General features: G+C 54.1%; 26 protein-coding genes. 19 read left to right on the plus strand and 7 right to left on the minus strand.

Features of this window, described 5'->3' with window-relative positions; genetic code table 11:
• Positions 1-5: 5 nt before the first annotated feature.
• From QEV83_RS10765 to QEV83_RS10825, 13 genes are all read left to right on the plus strand, one after another.
• Entirely contained in the window at positions 6-875 is an 870-nt protein-coding gene (locus QEV83_RS10765) for an SIR2 family protein (protein ID WP_280127743.1), read from the plus strand.
• Between the two features lie 287 nt (positions 876-1,162).
• Positions 1,163-2,725 (plus strand): nitrogenase cofactor biosynthesis protein NifB, encoded by a 1,563-nt coding sequence (nifB, locus tag QEV83_RS10770; protein WP_280127744.1) that lies wholly within the window; start codon positions 1,163-1,165, stop codon positions 2,723-2,725.
• A 133-nt stretch (positions 2,726-2,858) separates the two neighbouring features.
• The gene (locus QEV83_RS10775; RefSeq protein WP_280127745.1) at positions 2,859-3,083 is read left to right on the plus strand and encodes a 4Fe-4S binding protein; all 225 of its coding nucleotides are present in this window, start codon (positions 2,859-2,861) and stop codon (positions 3,081-3,083) included.
• 10 nt (positions 3,084-3,093) lie between these two features.
• Entirely contained in the window at positions 3,094-3,420 is a 327-nt protein-coding gene (locus QEV83_RS10780; protein ID WP_280127746.1) for an iron-sulfur cluster assembly accessory protein, read from the plus strand.
• A gap of 18 nt (positions 3,421-3,438) precedes the next feature.
• Positions 3,439-3,981 (plus strand): hypothetical protein, encoded by a 543-nt coding sequence (locus QEV83_RS10785; RefSeq protein ID WP_280127747.1) that lies wholly within the window; start codon positions 3,439-3,441, stop codon positions 3,979-3,981.
• Positions 3,971-4,744, plus strand: coding sequence for a 4Fe4S-binding leucine-rich repeat protein (locus QEV83_RS10790; RefSeq protein WP_280127748.1), 774 nt, complete (start codon positions 3,971-3,973; stop codon positions 4,742-4,744). Before QEV83_RS10785 ends, QEV83_RS10790 begins: the two co-directional genes overlap by 11 nt.
• Positions 4,741-5,058 (plus strand): nitrogen fixation protein NifZ, encoded by a 318-nt coding sequence (locus QEV83_RS10795; protein ID WP_280127749.1) that lies wholly within the window; start codon positions 4,741-4,743, stop codon positions 5,056-5,058. The genes QEV83_RS10790 and QEV83_RS10795 overlap by 4 nt, the downstream gene beginning before the upstream one ends.
• The gene (locus tag QEV83_RS10800; protein WP_280127750.1) at positions 5,055-5,294 is read left to right on the plus strand and encodes a nitrogen fixation protein NifZ; all 240 of its coding nucleotides are present in this window, start codon (positions 5,055-5,057) and stop codon (positions 5,292-5,294) included. The genes QEV83_RS10795 and QEV83_RS10800 overlap by 4 nt, the downstream gene beginning before the upstream one ends.
• Positions 5,295-5,333: 39 nt before the next feature.
• Positions 5,334-5,696 (plus strand): DUF3024 domain-containing protein, encoded by a 363-nt coding sequence (locus QEV83_RS10805; protein ID WP_280127751.1) that lies wholly within the window; start codon positions 5,334-5,336, stop codon positions 5,694-5,696.
• A gap of 42 nt (positions 5,697-5,738) precedes the next feature.
• Positions 5,739-6,008, plus strand: a complete 270-nt coding sequence (locus QEV83_RS10810; protein WP_280127752.1) for a hypothetical protein — start codon at positions 5,739-5,741, stop codon at positions 6,006-6,008.
• The gene (locus tag QEV83_RS10815; RefSeq protein WP_280127753.1) at positions 6,005-7,213 is read left to right on the plus strand and encodes a DegT/DnrJ/EryC1/StrS family aminotransferase; all 1,209 of its coding nucleotides are present in this window, start codon (positions 6,005-6,007) and stop codon (positions 7,211-7,213) included. Before QEV83_RS10810 ends, QEV83_RS10815 begins: the two co-directional genes overlap by 4 nt.
• 71 nt (positions 7,214-7,284) lie before the next feature.
• Entirely contained in the window at positions 7,285-7,593 is a 309-nt protein-coding gene (locus QEV83_RS10820) for a 2Fe-2S iron-sulfur cluster-binding protein (RefSeq protein ID WP_280127754.1), read from the plus strand.
• A gap of 17 nt (positions 7,594-7,610) precedes the next feature.
• The gene (locus tag QEV83_RS10825; protein WP_280127755.1) at positions 7,611-7,850 is read left to right on the plus strand and encodes a hypothetical protein; all 240 of its coding nucleotides are present in this window, start codon (positions 7,611-7,613) and stop codon (positions 7,848-7,850) included.
• 208 nt (positions 7,851-8,058) lie between these two features.
• Here QEV83_RS10825 and QEV83_RS10830 read toward each other — a convergent pair whose 3' ends face one another.
• Together QEV83_RS10830 and QEV83_RS10835 are read right to left on the minus strand one after the other, a co-directional pair.
• Positions 8,059-8,334 carry an aldehyde dehydrogenase gene (locus QEV83_RS10830; protein ID WP_280131028.1) on the minus strand — a complete coding sequence of 92 codons (276 nt, stop codon included), beginning with the start codon at positions 8,332-8,334 and terminating at the stop codon, positions 8,059-8,061.
• 121 nt (positions 8,335-8,455) lie between these two features.
• Complete coding sequence (locus QEV83_RS10835) at positions 8,456-9,103, minus strand: glutathione S-transferase N-terminal domain-containing protein (RefSeq protein WP_280127756.1); 648 nt, start codon at positions 9,101-9,103, stop codon at positions 8,456-8,458.
• 190 nt (positions 9,104-9,293) lie between these two features.
• On the opposite strand from QEV83_RS10835, the gene QEV83_RS10840 reads away from it, so the two are divergent.
• The 5 genes from QEV83_RS10840 (at position 9,294) to QEV83_RS10860 (ending at position 11,267) form a co-directional block, all read left to right on the plus strand.
• Positions 9,294-9,602 (plus strand): hypothetical protein, encoded by a 309-nt coding sequence (locus QEV83_RS10840; protein WP_280127757.1) that lies wholly within the window; start codon positions 9,294-9,296, stop codon positions 9,600-9,602.
• A gap of 70 nt (positions 9,603-9,672) precedes the next feature.
• Positions 9,673-10,125 carry a Rieske 2Fe-2S domain-containing protein gene (locus tag QEV83_RS10845; RefSeq protein WP_280127758.1) on the plus strand — a complete coding sequence of 151 codons (453 nt, stop codon included), beginning with the start codon at positions 9,673-9,675 and terminating at the stop codon, positions 10,123-10,125.
• A gap of 48 nt (positions 10,126-10,173) precedes the next feature.
• Positions 10,174-10,482 (plus strand): DUF6156 family protein, encoded by a 309-nt coding sequence (locus QEV83_RS10850; RefSeq protein ID WP_280127759.1) that lies wholly within the window; start codon positions 10,174-10,176, stop codon positions 10,480-10,482.
• A gap of 27 nt (positions 10,483-10,509) precedes the next feature.
• A complete protein-coding gene (locus QEV83_RS10855; RefSeq protein ID WP_280127760.1) occupies positions 10,510-10,680 on the plus strand; it encodes a hypothetical protein in 171 nt (56 codons plus the stop codon).
• A 158-nt stretch (positions 10,681-10,838) separates the two neighbouring features.
• Positions 10,839-11,267 carry a group II truncated hemoglobin gene (locus tag QEV83_RS10860; protein ID WP_280127761.1) on the plus strand — a complete coding sequence of 143 codons (429 nt, stop codon included), beginning with the start codon at positions 10,839-10,841 and terminating at the stop codon, positions 11,265-11,267.
• A gap of 24 nt (positions 11,268-11,291) precedes the next feature.
• Here QEV83_RS10860 and QEV83_RS10865 read toward each other — a convergent pair whose 3' ends face one another.
• Positions 11,292-11,531 carry a hypothetical protein gene (locus tag QEV83_RS10865; RefSeq protein WP_280127762.1) on the minus strand — a complete coding sequence of 80 codons (240 nt, stop codon included), beginning with the start codon at positions 11,529-11,531 and terminating at the stop codon, positions 11,292-11,294.
• A gap of 31 nt (positions 11,532-11,562) precedes the next feature.
• A complete protein-coding gene (locus QEV83_RS10870; protein WP_280127763.1) occupies positions 11,563-11,808 on the minus strand; it encodes a hypothetical protein in 246 nt (81 codons plus the stop codon).
• Positions 11,809-12,064: 256 nt separating this feature from the next.
• On the opposite strand from QEV83_RS10870, the gene QEV83_RS10875 reads away from it, so the two are divergent.
• A complete protein-coding gene (locus tag QEV83_RS10875) occupies positions 12,065-12,544 on the plus strand; it encodes a GNAT family N-acetyltransferase (RefSeq protein WP_280127764.1) in 480 nt (159 codons plus the stop codon).
• 146 nt (positions 12,545-12,690) lie between these two features.
• On the opposite strand, the gene QEV83_RS10880 is transcribed toward QEV83_RS10875, so the two are convergent.
• From QEV83_RS10880 to mobA, 3 genes are all read right to left on the minus strand, one after another.
• Positions 12,691-13,008, minus strand: a complete 318-nt coding sequence (locus QEV83_RS10880) for a hypothetical protein (RefSeq protein ID WP_280127765.1) — start codon at positions 13,006-13,008, stop codon at positions 12,691-12,693.
• A 44-nt stretch (positions 13,009-13,052) separates the two neighbouring features.
• The gene (locus tag QEV83_RS10885; RefSeq protein ID WP_280127766.1) at positions 13,053-13,814 is read right to left on the minus strand and encodes a dienelactone hydrolase family protein; all 762 of its coding nucleotides are present in this window, start codon (positions 13,812-13,814) and stop codon (positions 13,053-13,055) included.
• 331 nt (positions 13,815-14,145) lie between these two features.
• Positions 14,146-14,775 carry a molybdenum cofactor guanylyltransferase MobA gene (gene mobA, locus QEV83_RS10890; RefSeq protein WP_280127767.1) on the minus strand — a complete coding sequence of 210 codons (630 nt, stop codon included), beginning with the start codon at positions 14,773-14,775 and terminating at the stop codon, positions 14,146-14,148.
• Between the last annotated feature and the right edge of the window lie 81 nt (positions 14,776-14,856).

The raw sequence follows: 14,856 nt of genomic DNA on the forward strand, positions 1-14,856 counted from the left end.
GTGGGATGAATGCACCTTTTCCGCCGATGGAGATCTTGAAACTGGCGGATGCTGAAGCGGTGCTTGCGTCCCTCGTCGCCCCCTTGCGTGCTGGGACGATTGTTCCTTATTTGGGACCGGGCCTTGCCGCGCTCGCTGAACCAGCCGTGCCGATGACGCCGGAGGCGCTCGCGGAGTTCTTCGCCAGCAAGGTCGCGTTGCCACGCCGTGCCAAAGGCAATGCGTGGGCTTCTGCCCAGCATATTGAAAGCATGAAGCATCGCTCGACCCTTTCGGCCATGATGGCAGAGGCCTTCAGTTCCCCCGTTGCTCCCACGGCACTCCATCAGTGTCTTGCGGCGCTCCATCCCCCGATGATCGTTGATACTTGGTATGACGGAGCCATGCGGGCGGCACTAGGGGAATACAAAAACTGGGGCGAGATTCAAGGCATTACACGCGCCGGAATTGGTGAGGACCGCTGGTATCGCTTTTACGATACTGCGGGGAAGGAAACGGACCGCGCGGCAACGGACATGTGGACGACACTTTTATACAAGCCGCATGGCAGTATCGTTCCCGCCAAAAACTTCCTGATATCGGATGCCGATTATGTCGAAGTGCTAACGGAAATAGATATCCAAACCCCAATTCCGGATGCCGTGAAACACCGGCGCACGGAACGAAGCTTTTTGTTCATTGGCTGCCGATTCCACGATCAGCTCCTGCGAACGTATGCGCGCCAAATCATGAAGCGGTCCGCGATCACGCATTATGTGCTCGTCGAACCGGACGGTCTTACCAAGAACGAAGTCCGGTTCATCGCGACGCAAGGCATGACGCCGATTGCCCTTCCACTTGAACGCGCGGTCGCCATTTTGCTCGAAGGCGCATAAGTGCAACACTTCCACTTCCAAACGCCGCTTGCTGCCAAGTCAGTAATGCGCCACGTCACCTGTGGCCTATGCGCGTAAGCTATTTTACAAAATCACGCCTGTTATCTTTCAAACAAAACTCCAATATCCGCCTGTCGCGTTGATAAAGCGACAGCAAAGGTATATTTTTCTAAATCCTGTATTATCATATAGTTACAATATCCATCGCAATGGCACGCGAGTTGCTCGATAGCTCTTCAAATTTCGAATGGCCGGCCTGGAGCGCCAGCCGGAAGCGAGGAGCGGACATGCTAGCGTCAGCACTTAACGAGGGAACGAATCCTGGGACCGCCGCCAATATCGAGGATGTACTGCAGAAGGTTGCGGAACACAAAGGCTGCGGGACGTCTGGCGGCAGCGGCAAAGCAAGCTGCGGAACGGCGGCAGGTCAAAACGATCTCCCGACGGAGATTTGGGAAAAGGTCAAGAACCATCCCTGCTACAGCGAGGAAGCACATCATCACTACGCGCGTATGCATGTGGCTGTTGCTCCCGCCTGCAATATTCAATGCAACTATTGCAATCGGAAATATGATTGTGCCAATGAATCGCGGCCTGGCGTGGTCAGCGAAAAGCTCAGCCCTACGCAGGCAGCCAAAAAGGTGCTCGCTGTCGCTTCGACCATTCCGCAGATGACGGTGCTAGGTATCGCTGGGCCAGGAGATCCCCTCGCTAATCCCGAGAAGACCTTTGAGACCTTCGAGTTGATTGCGAAGACGGCGCCGGACATCAAGCTGTGCCTATCCACCAATGGACTTGCGCTGCCCGATCACGTCGACACTATCGCTGGCTTCAATGTCGATCACGTCACGATCACCATCAATATGATTGACCCGGAGATCGGCGCGAAGATTTACCCTTGGGTGTTCTGGAAGCACAAACGATACACCGGTGTCGAGGCGGCCAAGCTTCTCACGGACCGCCAGCTGCAAGGCCTGGAAATGCTCACCGAACGTGGCATTCTCTGCAAAGTCAATTCGGTGATGATTCCGGGAATCAATGACAAGCATCTCGTGGATGTCAATAAGGCGGTCAAATCGCGCGGCGCGTTCCTTCATAATATCATGCCGCTGATCTCAGCGCCCGAGCATGGCACGGTGTTTGGTTTGACCGGCCAGCGCGGCCCGTCCGCTCAGGAGCTGAAGGCGTTGCAGGATAGCTGCGAAGGCGAGATGAATATGATGCGCCATTGTCGGCAGTGCCGCGCAGACGCTGTTGGACTCCTTGGCGAGGACCGTAGCGCGGAATTCACAACAGACAAGATCATGGCGATGGAAGTCAATTACGATCTCGACTCGCGTAAAGCCTATCAGGCAAAGGTCGAAGAGGAGCGTGTCGCCAAAGTCGCCGCCAAGCAGGAGGAACTTTCAACGCTCGCGGGCGAAATGAGCAACATCAAGCTTCTCGTTGCGGTGGCGACGAAGGGCTCCGGGCTCATCAACGAGCATTTTGGCCATGCCAAGGAGTTCCAGGTTTACGAGCTTTCCACAAGCGGAACGAAGTTTGTCGGGCATCGCCGTGTCGATCTTTATTGCCAAGGCGGTTATGGCGACGAAGACAGCTTGGAGACGGTCATTCGCGCCATCAACGATTGTCACGCGGTGTTCGTGGCCAAAATCGGCGGATGCCCCAAAAGCGATTTGCAGAAGGCTGGCATCGATCCCGTCGATCAATTCGCGCATGAGTTCATCGAGAAATCGGCGATCGCGTGGTTCAAGGAATATCTCCGCAAGGTGAATAGCGGCGAAATCGAGCATGTCGAGCGCGGCGATGCGGAAATTCGCCAAGGAGCACTGATTTCGGCAGCCTAGAAGATTCCTGATCACGCGATCGAAAGGAAATCTCTCACACTTATGGAGCCAGAGCATGTCGAATTTGGAAATAGCGCTGCTTGTTTCCGCGACATGCTCCAGGCCTTCGATGGTCAGGTAATAGGAGCGACTTATGACTTTGAAGATAATTGCTTCACAGTGCACAAGCTGCACAGCCTGCGAAGCAGAATGTCCCAACCTCGCAATTTCCGAAAAGGGGGGAACTTTTGTAATCGATCCAAAAAAATGCACCGAATGCATCGGACATTTCGACAGTCCGCAATGCGCCGCTGTTTGTCCTGTGGACGACACCTGCGTGATCGATCACTCATTCCCCCGTTATCAGGCGGCGGAGTAGGGAACAAGACATGGATCTTAATATAACTCCGGCGGCGGAAAAATTCATTCGTCTCATGCTGCGTGCTGATGGGACTTCTGGGAGTGGTTTTAGGCTGGTTGTGAGCCCTGGTGGCTGTTCAGGCCTTGCGGCTGACATCAGCGTTTTGCCCACGCCTGCCCCCGGCGATGCGATCGTTGAGCGCAATGGCGTAAAGCTATTTCTTCCTGTGGAAAGCCGCATTCTGCTTGACGGAGTGACAATCGATTTCGCCGAAACAGCATCTCAAACAGGGCTCATCTTTCACGACCCCAAAGCAACATCCTGTGGTCAGGGCGGCGGAAAGTCCGCGCAATAAGCCGCAAGGAGAAGGCGCATGAATGGCGCGGCTCGACAAGACAAGCATCAAATCACTTTGGTGGAGGAAGCTCTCCTTGCCGACGCGCTTCTAGGTCGAGGACTGCCCCCTGAAGCGGAATGGCATTTGTGGGAGGCTGGGCTCTCCTATCATTTGGAGGATTTAGCGGAACAGCATCTCCGGAAAGCCGAGGTTTGGGCGCCTGGGCACGCCGCAGTCTTGGTTGGCCTTTATCGCTTCTATTTTTATAAAGGCAGACTCGGCGACGCGCTTGAGATAGCAAGGCAGTGCCTTGAGAAGGCGGCAAGGGAAAACAATCTGACCAACAATTGGCGCGACGTAAAACCCGGAGATGCCCAGTTTGGCCGCTACGAGGAAATGGTGCCGCGCTTCTTTCTCTTTACTCTCAAAGGGTACGCCTATCTTCATATGCGTCTCGGTAATTTGGACGAAGGGTTCGATGCTATCCAGAAGCTTCTAGAGCTAGATCCCACCGACAAAATTGGCGCCAAGGTCTTACTCGAAGTCATCCAAAGAATAGGACAAGACGATGATGGATGACATTGATGAAGCACGGGATTGGCAGGGTAACGAGGTCGATTGTACCACCTGCAAGCACCAGCCCTCGCTTGCAACGGGGCTTTGCCGATTAAAACATGCCTGCGTCAACGACCGGTATGCGCGGCGCATTGATCGTTTCTTTAATTGGAACCCGCAACTTGCGGACGCCTATGTCAAGCATCCCCATTTCGAGGTGCGGGCTATTGCGGCAAAGCATGCCAGCCTCTTTCTGCTGCCGCCACTCCTTGACGATGCCGAGGAGACAGTACGGTGGAATGCGGCGCGGCGCTTACCAAAACGCTACAGCCTGCGGCTGCGGACGGATCCCCATCGTGAGGTAAGAATCCGTATCGTACCCCTCCTAGATGATGCTGAACTCGTTTCAATGATGAGGGACATTGATTATTACGTGCGCCTCGTCATCGCGCGCCGTGTGGCCCCATTGCTTTTGGCTCGGATGATCGGTGACGAGGAAGCCGAAGTCAGACGCGTGGTCGCGCGCCGCATTCAACATGAATGGCTTCTTCAAATGGCCGATGACCCTGATGCAGCGGTCAGATTGGAAGTCGCGCAACGTCTTGCACCGCACCTTCTTGCGCGCTTGAAAAATGATCCGGACTGGCGGGTGCGGTATGAAGTGGCAAGCCGCATCCCCGTTTCCAGGCTCGATGAGATGCTGGAAGACACGGATAGCCTTGTCCGGGAAATGGTGCAGTCACGGTTGTTGGGAGAATCTGAGCTGCGAAGGGATAGGCTAGTATGAGCAATATTGTCCGCGATAGCGACGTGGTCGAGATCTCCGAATCACCTTACTTCAGTTTCGGAGAGAAAGTGAAGGCAAAGCGCGTCATCCGTAACGATGGAACCTATGCCGGTAAGGAAATCGGCGAGATCTTGGCGAAGAAAGGGGAGGAAGGCTACGTCGTTAGTATTGGGACCTTTTTGCAACAATTCTACATTTATGGCGTCGAATTTCTTGAAAGCGGCAATCGAGTGGGCATGAAACGCAAGGAGCTTGAACCGGTGAAGCCCCATGACGATGGGGATGATTTGCCATTACCAGGAGGGGTGCGGTGATCGAGCCGAGGTTTCCGATTTACCAGTGGGGTCAGCGTGTGCGGGCCTTGAATGATCTTCACAACGATGGCTCTTATCCAGATGTTCCCACAGAGGCGCTGCTGGTGAAGAGTGGTGATGGAGGCGAAATTGTCCAAGTTGGGACACATACGGACTCAAACACGCCAATTTATCTCGTTGAATTTGGCGAACGCCTCGTTGTCGGTTGCCTGGAAGAAGAAATCGCCCCGCTCTAGAGATCTTATGATCAAGAAGCTCCCCAATACGAGATTTACATGGTAACGGCCGAAGTTCAAACAAAGATAAGCTTGGGGCGCTTTCCGCATCCGAACGATCTTGATCGGAAGCGTATCGAGCGCGCACTCAAGGCGCGCAAGCGATACCGGTATGTTGTGCCGAGCGTGCGGGCAGTCATGGGCGGCTATCTCATTGAGAGCCCATGCTGCTCGCGTAATGTCGATGCCGATGGCGGCATTATCGATGTCGCTTTGCTTCAATATGATGGTGATCTCGGTTCATGGCAGCTCTATCAGAAAGATCACGGAAGTGAACGATGGGATCTTCATAGCACGCATGCCCGGTTGCCTGAGCTCTTGGATTTGCTGAACATCGATCCGGAACGCACATTCTGGCAATGAAATTGCTATGAAGAGCCCAGACACAAATAGCAGAGCAGGGCCATGTCCTTAAGCGCCGATGATTTGACGCAGATCGATACGATGCTTGTAGCGACTGGCGCGGATACGCTTCTGTTTGGTGAACTGCGCCGCCGGTTTCCACATCTTTCCTGGACGCGCTGCGATGCGTCGGATGTAACGGAAATGCCCTTCCGTGTTTATGAGCATTATGACATTCACCTTTTGGATAGCGTCGATCATTGCGCCCAGATCACGTCCGATCCAACGCGCGCGACGGGGATAATTCTCGCAAAGCGGAGTGCGGCCCGATGATCGAACTGGCGGCCGTTCAAGAGAACGTTGACGGAGATGGCTTGATTGCCGAGGATGCCGACGCTTCTTTCATTGCGCTCTCTGATCCAGACATCACCCTGGCCGAACTTGAAGCCGTTGATGCCGTTTTGCGGTCATCGAGGCTTTCGAGTGGACCCCTTTCCGAGGCTTTCGAGGCGGCCTTCGCAGCCTATGTCGGCCGAAAATATGCGGTTGCGGTACCGAGTGGCACGATCGGGCTTTTGATTACGCTGGCCTCTCATGGGATTGGCCCTGGTGATGAAGTGATCGCCTCACCTCATTCCTTCCGGGAAACGGCGCATGCGATCAGTCTTTCGGGCGCTAGGCCTGTGTTTGCCGACATTGACTATTGGGCTGGCACCATCGTTCCGGAAAAGGTCGAAGCGCGGATCAGCCCAAAGACGCGCGCTATCGTCGGCTGCAACAACAACGGGCACCCGGCTGCTTGGGTTGCGTTGCGTGCCGTCGCTAAGACACATGGCTTGATTCTCATCGAGGATTCCACTGAGGCGATCGGCTCCAGATATCAAGGTGCACTGGTTGGATCCTTTGGCGACGCCGCCATTTTCGATTTCTCGCAACCCTCCCCGCTTGTTTGTGGCGAAGGAGGTATGGTTATCACGGATGACGTGGATATCGCCGTTGCATTGCGGCGGCATCGCTCTCACAGGCTGGTTGAGCGGTCTTCGGTAGTCGTCACCGGGACACCCCCCTACCAGGCTGGAATGAGCGATCTTTCGGCCGCGCTCGGCTTAGCCCAGTTGAAGCGGATCGATGAGATCCTCGAACGGCGGCGGTATATCGAGCATCTTTATTATAAGCACGTCCAATCTTTCGAGGGGATCAAGGATCCCTTCGTCGCCCCTGATGTGACGGAGATAAATTGGTTTCTCTATATCGTGCATTTGGGAACGAGATTTTCGCGATCGAGCCGTGATGCGATCATCGAGGATTTGCGTGTTGAGCAGGTCGAGGCTGCGGCTTACAGCAGTCCATTGCATTTGCAGCGGCATTACTTCGAGTTGGGCTACCGAAAAGGTGATTTCCTTGTGACGGAAAAAGTCGCGGATCGCGCCGTGGCGCTGCCATTTCATACCCATCTCACGGAAGACCAGATTGCGTTCCTCGTCGCAACCATGAAGGACGCCTCGATCAACGTTGGGGCGGGCGCAGCAATTTACTAGACGCCGCTCTGTCTCACCTGGCTTCGCCGGAGAACCGTAGTAAGAACCGCAGAAAATAAGGAGTGCTAAAAATGCCGATGATTACGATTATGCCGTCTGGTAAGACGACAGAAGCGCTGGAAGGAACGACGCTTCTTGCTGCGATTCTAGCAGCTGAAGAGGACCTGAACCATAAGTGCGAGGGAAATGCGTCCTGTGGTACCTGCCATATCTTCGTTCACGAAGGGCGCAAGGGATTGTCGAAAATTGCCCGCGAGGAAAATGAAAAACTCGATTCCATTATCGGCGTCGGCTCGAAATCGCGCCTCGCTTGTCAGGCTAAAGTACTAGGCACGGAAAATATCAAGGTCGAGCTGTTAGGTTTTGGCTCGGGTTTTTAGAGTTTATGGAGGGATCTATGGAAGCCCGCGATGTCACGAGTCCTGCATCCACCAATGTCATGATTCATGCGCGCTTCGCGCCAAACGGTACGGTTGTCGAAATCGGAGAACGCCCAGCCGCTTTGACACCGCAGGATTGGTTCAATTTCTTGAGCGACAATGCGGGCGCCAACTATCAGGCTCTTGCTGGAGGCCGCGGTTTGTTTCGATTGACGCGGACTGAAACCGAAGCTTTGAAAGCCAGCGCCGTCACTTAGACGGCTTCGTCAGCCAGCGGCCCGCCAATCATTGCTTCATTATGCAGCCCGGTTAGCGCCCCGTATTTTAAGTGATTCTCATCCGGCGATGCGGTCGGCTCCCCGAATTTGTCGCCGCCAACGGTAGCGCTTCTGACACGCCGCTGCCATTGCATCAAACCGCCTTCGGCGTTTCAACATCGTCGAACATCGGTGCGGAGGGATGCCGCTATTTTACAAAGTGCGATAAAAATAGAATGCGCTTTTCCGGCGTATCGAGTCCGCTTTCCACGCGCCATTTATTCTGGAAGAAGTAGGTTTTCACGTCGCGGGTTATTTCTTTTCCGCGTATATACCAGCGTTCGACGCCATCTGGAAAAATGACAGCCGGTCCATCATGTCGATGGACCACATCATTGTCGAGCCAAAGCCGTGTATCGACATAAAGATAGCAGCCTGCTTTGCGCGACATATCGTCCTGATTGCGATCGTCCACGACGGTCATCCCAGTCATTGTTTTCTCTCCATATGTCGAAATTTGTAGTGCTCCAATTTTGACATTCTCGCTTTTACCAGACGACGCGAGAAGTGTCCTTGCTGCTAAGTCTCACTCAGCTCGATCTCGTTTACAGCTGCCGCTCTGCAACGCCGAGGGTGGCAAGATTGTAACCTTCCTCCTGAAGCACGCGCTGGACCGCTGGCCGAGCCAGCATCCGGCGGTAATGGGCAGCAAGGTTATCCGGCATCGGAATCTTTGTCTTATCGGCCCAGAACGAGACATAAAAGATAATGGGGTCGGCGATTGAAAAATCTCCAACCACGTAGGATTTGTCAGCGATCGCGTTATTTAAGATTGTGAAGCCCTTTTCAATAATATCAAGGCCGAGCTGACGTACAGCTTGATGGTCGTCTGGATTGCGGGCGAATGTGTTTGTCGCAAAGATACGGGTAAAGCCCTGGCCATGAATAGTATCGACGACATACGCCATGGTTTCGAGAGCCCGCGCTTCGTCCTCCGGTATCTCCGGCCATAATTTGGCGCAGCCGTGGGTCCGCGCAAGCCAATAGGCAATGGCTGGCACTTCGGTAAGAGTGCTGCCATCCTTGCGAACGAGCGCGGGGATCGTGGATTTAGGATTAATCGCGACATAGTCAGGCTTGAAATGGTCACCTGCTGGCAAGTTCACGATATAGACCTCGAATACCTCCTCAAGCTCTTCAAGGATGATGTGAATAGCGGTCGAACAAGAGCCAGGGGTCATGTAAAATTTCATGTAAGCTCTTTTACCCTAAACTCTAGCGCTAGCGAGCGATTTTGGTTGGCATAACAAAACCACGCTGCTCGCAATCATCCGGCACGTTTAATGCAATTGCCGTGTCAACGGATCTGAACGAGGGCGATTGACAAATGCGTCCTACCCTCTGTTCTGTCTACGACAAAGATCAACTACGACAGAGGAAAGCATGGCATTCGATCTTAACACGGAATGGTCTGCATCCGAAGTGAGCCACCTTTTGGGTTCGGTGGAAGACGACCGGTCTTGGCGTCTCGAAGTCACCGGAGACGGACTTGCGCAGTTGAAAGATCTCACTGTGGTACCTGACGCTGCCTACGAAGACGGATTGCACTGTTTTTTCGAGATATGGGATGCTGGCACGGACTTCGTTGGCCAAGGTGCCGCGAGCGACAGCTCACTTTGCAAGAAACTCGAACGGCTTTTACGGGAAAATTATCCGGTCCTTAAGGGTCCGAAGACTCTGAGCGCCCTTTAGTTGGGGCGGGAGGTTCCAGCCGCTTACGTGCCGTTCTTTCGAGGCGGGTCGTGTTGATACGGGAGGAGGAATGTCACCCAACAACATCGAGGTCTATGCCATTTGTGCCGTTAGCAATATCGAGCCAGGGGGCGCCAAAGCCTTTAGCCTTTCGCGGATCGCCGGGGCGGGAGAAAACAGACCTTTCCCGATCGTGATCGTGCGTAAAAACGCGAAGGATTTTTTTGGCTACGTCAATGCGTGTCCGCATGAGGGAATTTGGCTCAATATCGGGTCTGGGACGTTTTTCGATACAGATAAAAAATCACTCAGATGCAGCCGGCATGGAGCTAGGTTTGAAACCGAGACGGGGATTTGCACCGATGGACCGTGCCAAGGGGCCAGCCTTGAACCTCTTGCGCTCGCAGTCATTCAAGGTGATGTCTGTCTTTGCGGCGTAGCGCTCGTCGAGGACGATGGAATTCCAGATCCGTTCGCGGAAGAACTCGATGATACGATGGAGATTATGATCCATCCAGACTAACGCCAGACGAGATCTACACACCGGCAGCGCACCCTCCTTGGAGATAGCATGAAGAACGAAGTAAGTGAGACAGCGCGATTTTTTGTGTCTTACACTGGTATAAAATTGCCCTTCAATCTTGTTAATCCGATCGCAAAGGAAGCGCTTACCAACCGCAATACTTATATTCGCGCCTATTTCAACGAGACCGGTGCGCTCTCTTGCTTTGAAAAAATCGTCTATGGCGAGATCGAGCTCGCCCATCGCTATGAATATTACGGCAACGGCTCGCTTAAGACAGCCGAAATTTCCACGCCTGAGGAGGAATCGCTCTTTGTGTATTTTGACGTAACTGGAGTGCGGCTTTCAGAAGGATGAGGTTGGTTCCACAAAGTTTGAGAGGCGATGATGACGGTTTCGCAATTGATCGAAGCGCTGTCGCAAATGCCCACCGATGCGGTGGTCTTAATAGATAGTGGCGGCGGCTTGTCGGCGGTCTCCGCGCTTGATTTCGTCGCGGGTCACGGACCTGCGAGTCCCGCAGAAGTGATTCTGCTCCCGAATATGAATGAGTAGCTATCCACCGCGCGCAGAGACGCAACGCGCTTGCCGCTCTCACTTCAACCATCTTTCGCTCATGAATATCGCGCCGCGTTCTAAAAACTCCTTGCGTTGGAGAATCCTCGCTTGAGGTGGCACGACGCAGGCACGCGCAAAAGCGCTTGGAGAGAAAAATGACAAATGTCGATGTAGAGACCTCGATGTTCGAAAGGATCGGGGGCGCGGTGACCATCGACCGGTTGGTCGAGATCTTCTATGAAAAGATGGATGCGTTGCCTGAAGCGCAAGAAATCCGTGCCATGCACCAGGCGGATCTCAGCTCAACTAAAACCCTACTTAAGCGCTACCTTTGCGAATGGATGGGTGGCCCAAAGCTCTATTCCGCAGAGAAAGGTCATCCGCGCTTGCGCCAGCGGCATCTGGGCTTCAGGATCGGTGAGCGGGAACGTGATGCGTGGCTGGTGTGCATGAGCGGCGCGCTTGAAGAAACCGTCACGGATATGAAGGCTCGTCAAGAAATCTATGGATTGTTGGCAAAGCTCGCGGACTGGATGAGAAATCAAGCGGCCAATCCGCACGACGCGGGCGGCTCGCGCCCATGATTCGACAGGACTGGCACGCTACTTTTAAAGGGGAGTTCCGAAAAAATCTTCGTCAACGCCGCCCCAGGCCTTATGAAGCGCTAGGCCATCGCGCCATTTTGTCAACTCCATGTCATCCGCGTTGCGATGGGTAATCTTGCCCGCTGGATTTTCAGCCAGCAGATAGGTCTTCCCATTCCGGATAAATCGATTGAGATCCTTCGTATCCGTCGGGCGGACCACGCATCTTGGTAGTTCATCAATGAGGATGGTCGTGGGAAGCATTGCTAGACCTCGACTTAACCAATTGGAAATCTCAAAGACCATCTTCATTCCGGCCCCAAGGATGGGATCCGGGCACAAGCGGCGCATGAATACCTGCCTTTTCGATGGCGACCAGGCTCTTATAAAAAGTGCCTTCATGCACGAGTGTTCCGCCCTTGGTCGTGACCGCGACATATCGAGCGACCGGATCCGTTTCACACAGATAACCGCCGCCGGGATCGAGCGTGTTGCGTGCATTTCCGTCCCAATCCACAAAGAAGCCTTCCGTGACTGGCATTCGATATCTCCATTGACGCGCTTTCTGGATCTTCCTCACCAGAGATCTAGAATATATGAGAGCAAATTTCTTGCCGTGCAGAGTTTTCAGCTAATGACTCGCGTCTTGTCGCAAAGCGGACAATCCGGCTCTTCATAAATGAAGTGCTCCCGACATCATTCACTCGCGGGAAATTATTTCCATCCGAATTGTATCTTGGCACGCATCTCTCATAGCCTTCATATGTATGGCTTTTACCGGAGAAAAGGATTGGATCGTGGCTGATTTGACACAACGCGCAGCATCGCTGGAGGATTTGCGGGATATCTGGGGCTTACTGCAGCAGGTTGCATCAGATATTCCAGCCGATCTGAGGAGCGAAGCTGAGCAGGAAAATATACTGACCGAACTCATGGCCTGCTGCACATCGGGTTTTTCGCCGATTGCAGTCGATAAAAACAAAGCGATTGTCGGAGCACTGCTCGTGAGGCGGGACGATTTCGAATGGGGTTTTAAGAATAGCCAAGCAGTGCACATCTCTTATGCCGCGATTGCGCCGGGGCACCGTGATCAAGGTGTTTGTGCAGCACTCGTCACGGAAATCCAAGAGCGCAAGGCGCCGGTGTACGCAAGCGTGAAAAGCGGCAATCAGTTCGGGTTCGTCGACGAGCTCATGAAACTTGGCTTTATGCATGAATGCACGGCCGCAAGCGGCTGGGGTGATCTCTATAAGTGGCAGCCTTCGCCTAGCAACTGAAACCTCCTAAGTTATGCCAGGCGGAGCCGCGGCATCCGCGAGAGTTTAGAGGCTATGATTCGATTTTGTATCAGATCATAGCCGTTAGTTGTCGATTTAATTTTATCAACAGTCTGAAGCGGGTTCTCGCTCTTGTGGATCACGCCTCAAATATCTTCCCGCAATTCCATATGTGTGAGCGCATCTTCGATGATGGCCCGGCAGTTCAGCAGGCGATGATATTCCGCTTTGTCGATAACAATCGTGTCTGGAGAGGAGCGCGGGGCCGCCGGTCCTTCGGCGGCTGCCGCAGCTTCAAATAAGGTCTTCTCAAGTTGGAATATGCGCTCGCTCGCCCTTTCAAGATAGGGGAGCGGATTCGCCTTGACGTTGGCTTCGTGCAGTGCATCCAGGCTCAAAAGTGTTGTGAAACGCCTGACGATCTGGCGATTCTTCTTACCAAAATCATGCTCGATGATGCTCATGATCTTCCGCCGTTCGCATGGCAAGCCAGAGGGTTGCAAGGAATTCAATCCATCGGCGGCCCTTGGTCGTCAGAGGTTTTTTTCTTTTTCTTTTCGGTCTTTGCCTGGGCATAGGCGCCGGCATTCTTCAGGGCGATCGGTGCCTGGCCTTCGACATATTGCGAGATCCAGAACAAAGTCCGGTCAAGGGCCTTCGAGGCGGCCAGCTTGTCATAACTATTCCCTTCTTCGCAGTCGAAGCCATGCCCCGCTGGATAAGTATAAACGCTCACATCCGGCCGCTTCGCGCGAAACTGAATCACGTCTTCAGGTAGGGTTCGCGGATCATTGTCGCCAAAATGGATCAGCGTCGGAATCTTGCGCTTTTCTTGGTAAGCATCAACGATTCCAGCACCATAGTAGCCTATGGCACAAGCAAGCCCGGTTACCCGGTTGCCGGAAAGATAGGCCAGATAGCCGCCTCCGGAATAGCCGACAATCGCGACCTTGCCGACGTCCTTCACCGCATCGATCGCTGCTTGAATATCGGCAAGAGGTCCATCCGTACCGACTTTCTCGGCGAAACCGGATCCCTCAGCGATTGGCAGCTCATCATTGCAAGGTTCGACGGCGACAACTCCCCGCTCAATAAGGGCTGGAGCGATCGCGACATAGCCTTTCGCCGCGAAACCGTCCGCGATCTTTCGGATTTGCGGATCAGCACCAAGAACCTCTTGTAAGACCACGACAGCGCCCTTTGGCGTGTCTGGAGGGTCGGCACGGTAGGCGGGAAATTTATGCCCGTCCGCTGCAGTAAGCTCGATCATGATGCCGCCTTTAAAAAGAGGGAATGACGTGCCGTTTGTGTCGCTTTGTCATCGAATAAAGAGAGCAGGCAAACAAAGTGCCAAAACTCTTGCCGAAGATGCCGATAGGGAAGGAATTTGCGTCAAATGCCCGAAAGCGCCTTGATCAACTCAGCCAATAATGCGCTAGACCTATTTCCATGGGCCTGACCACCTATGTCATCCAAATTGCCCACGACTTTTGACTTCCGCCAAAAGGAAATCCAAAGCCCGCTTTCAGCTGCTTCGGAATGTTTCCTAGGCGCAGATCGGGGTCAGCCGCCAGGCAGCAGAAGTGAGAAACTAGGTTTCCTCAATCCTCGACCTCGGCACGTTGCGCCAAAATGGCTTCCGCCCGAACTAAGTCGGCCGGTTCGTTTGCGTTGAAGAATGGGTCGTAGGGTTCGATCGGCCAGTCAACAGTAGCGACGTGGTACCGCTGAGTGAAGCAGCCGGTCTTCCGCAGATCCTCGTCGACAAGCGCATGGCGCAGATCCGTCCTGATGCTGACGGGCCAAAGCGCGATGACCGGATGCGTCATTCCGCCAGAGCGAGCGCAAACGATCTCCGCATGTTTATTCTCTCGCTCTTCTTCGAGGCGTGCGACAAGATTGGCGGGCAAAAAAGGCGTATCGGTTGGAATGCTGATCGCAAAATTTATGCCCGGATGGTGCAAGGCGATCCAGTCTAGGCCGGCGAGTATACCCGCAAGCGGGCCTTTGAACCCCGCTACATTGTCGGCGGCGACCGGCAATCCGAAGCCACCAAGTCTTGCCACGTCGCCATTGGCGTTCAACAGGAGCCCAGCGCATTGCGGCCGCGTCACGGCAATGATGCGCCCAAGAATGGACGTGCCGCCGATCGTCCGCAGCGCCTTGTCACCCCCGCCCATCCGCCGGGCCAGGCCGCCCGCGAGCAGCACGCCAAAGCAAGTGTCATTCATCAATTGCCGCGCCTTTGCGGCGCCCTCGCTTCGAGTCCCCGGCGACATAGGCGAGGTCCTGATCGAAGACGATGCGCCCCC

The organism is Methylocapsa sp. D3K7 (assembly GCF_029855125.1).
Lineage (GTDB): Bacteria > Pseudomonadota > Alphaproteobacteria > Rhizobiales > Beijerinckiaceae > Methylocapsa.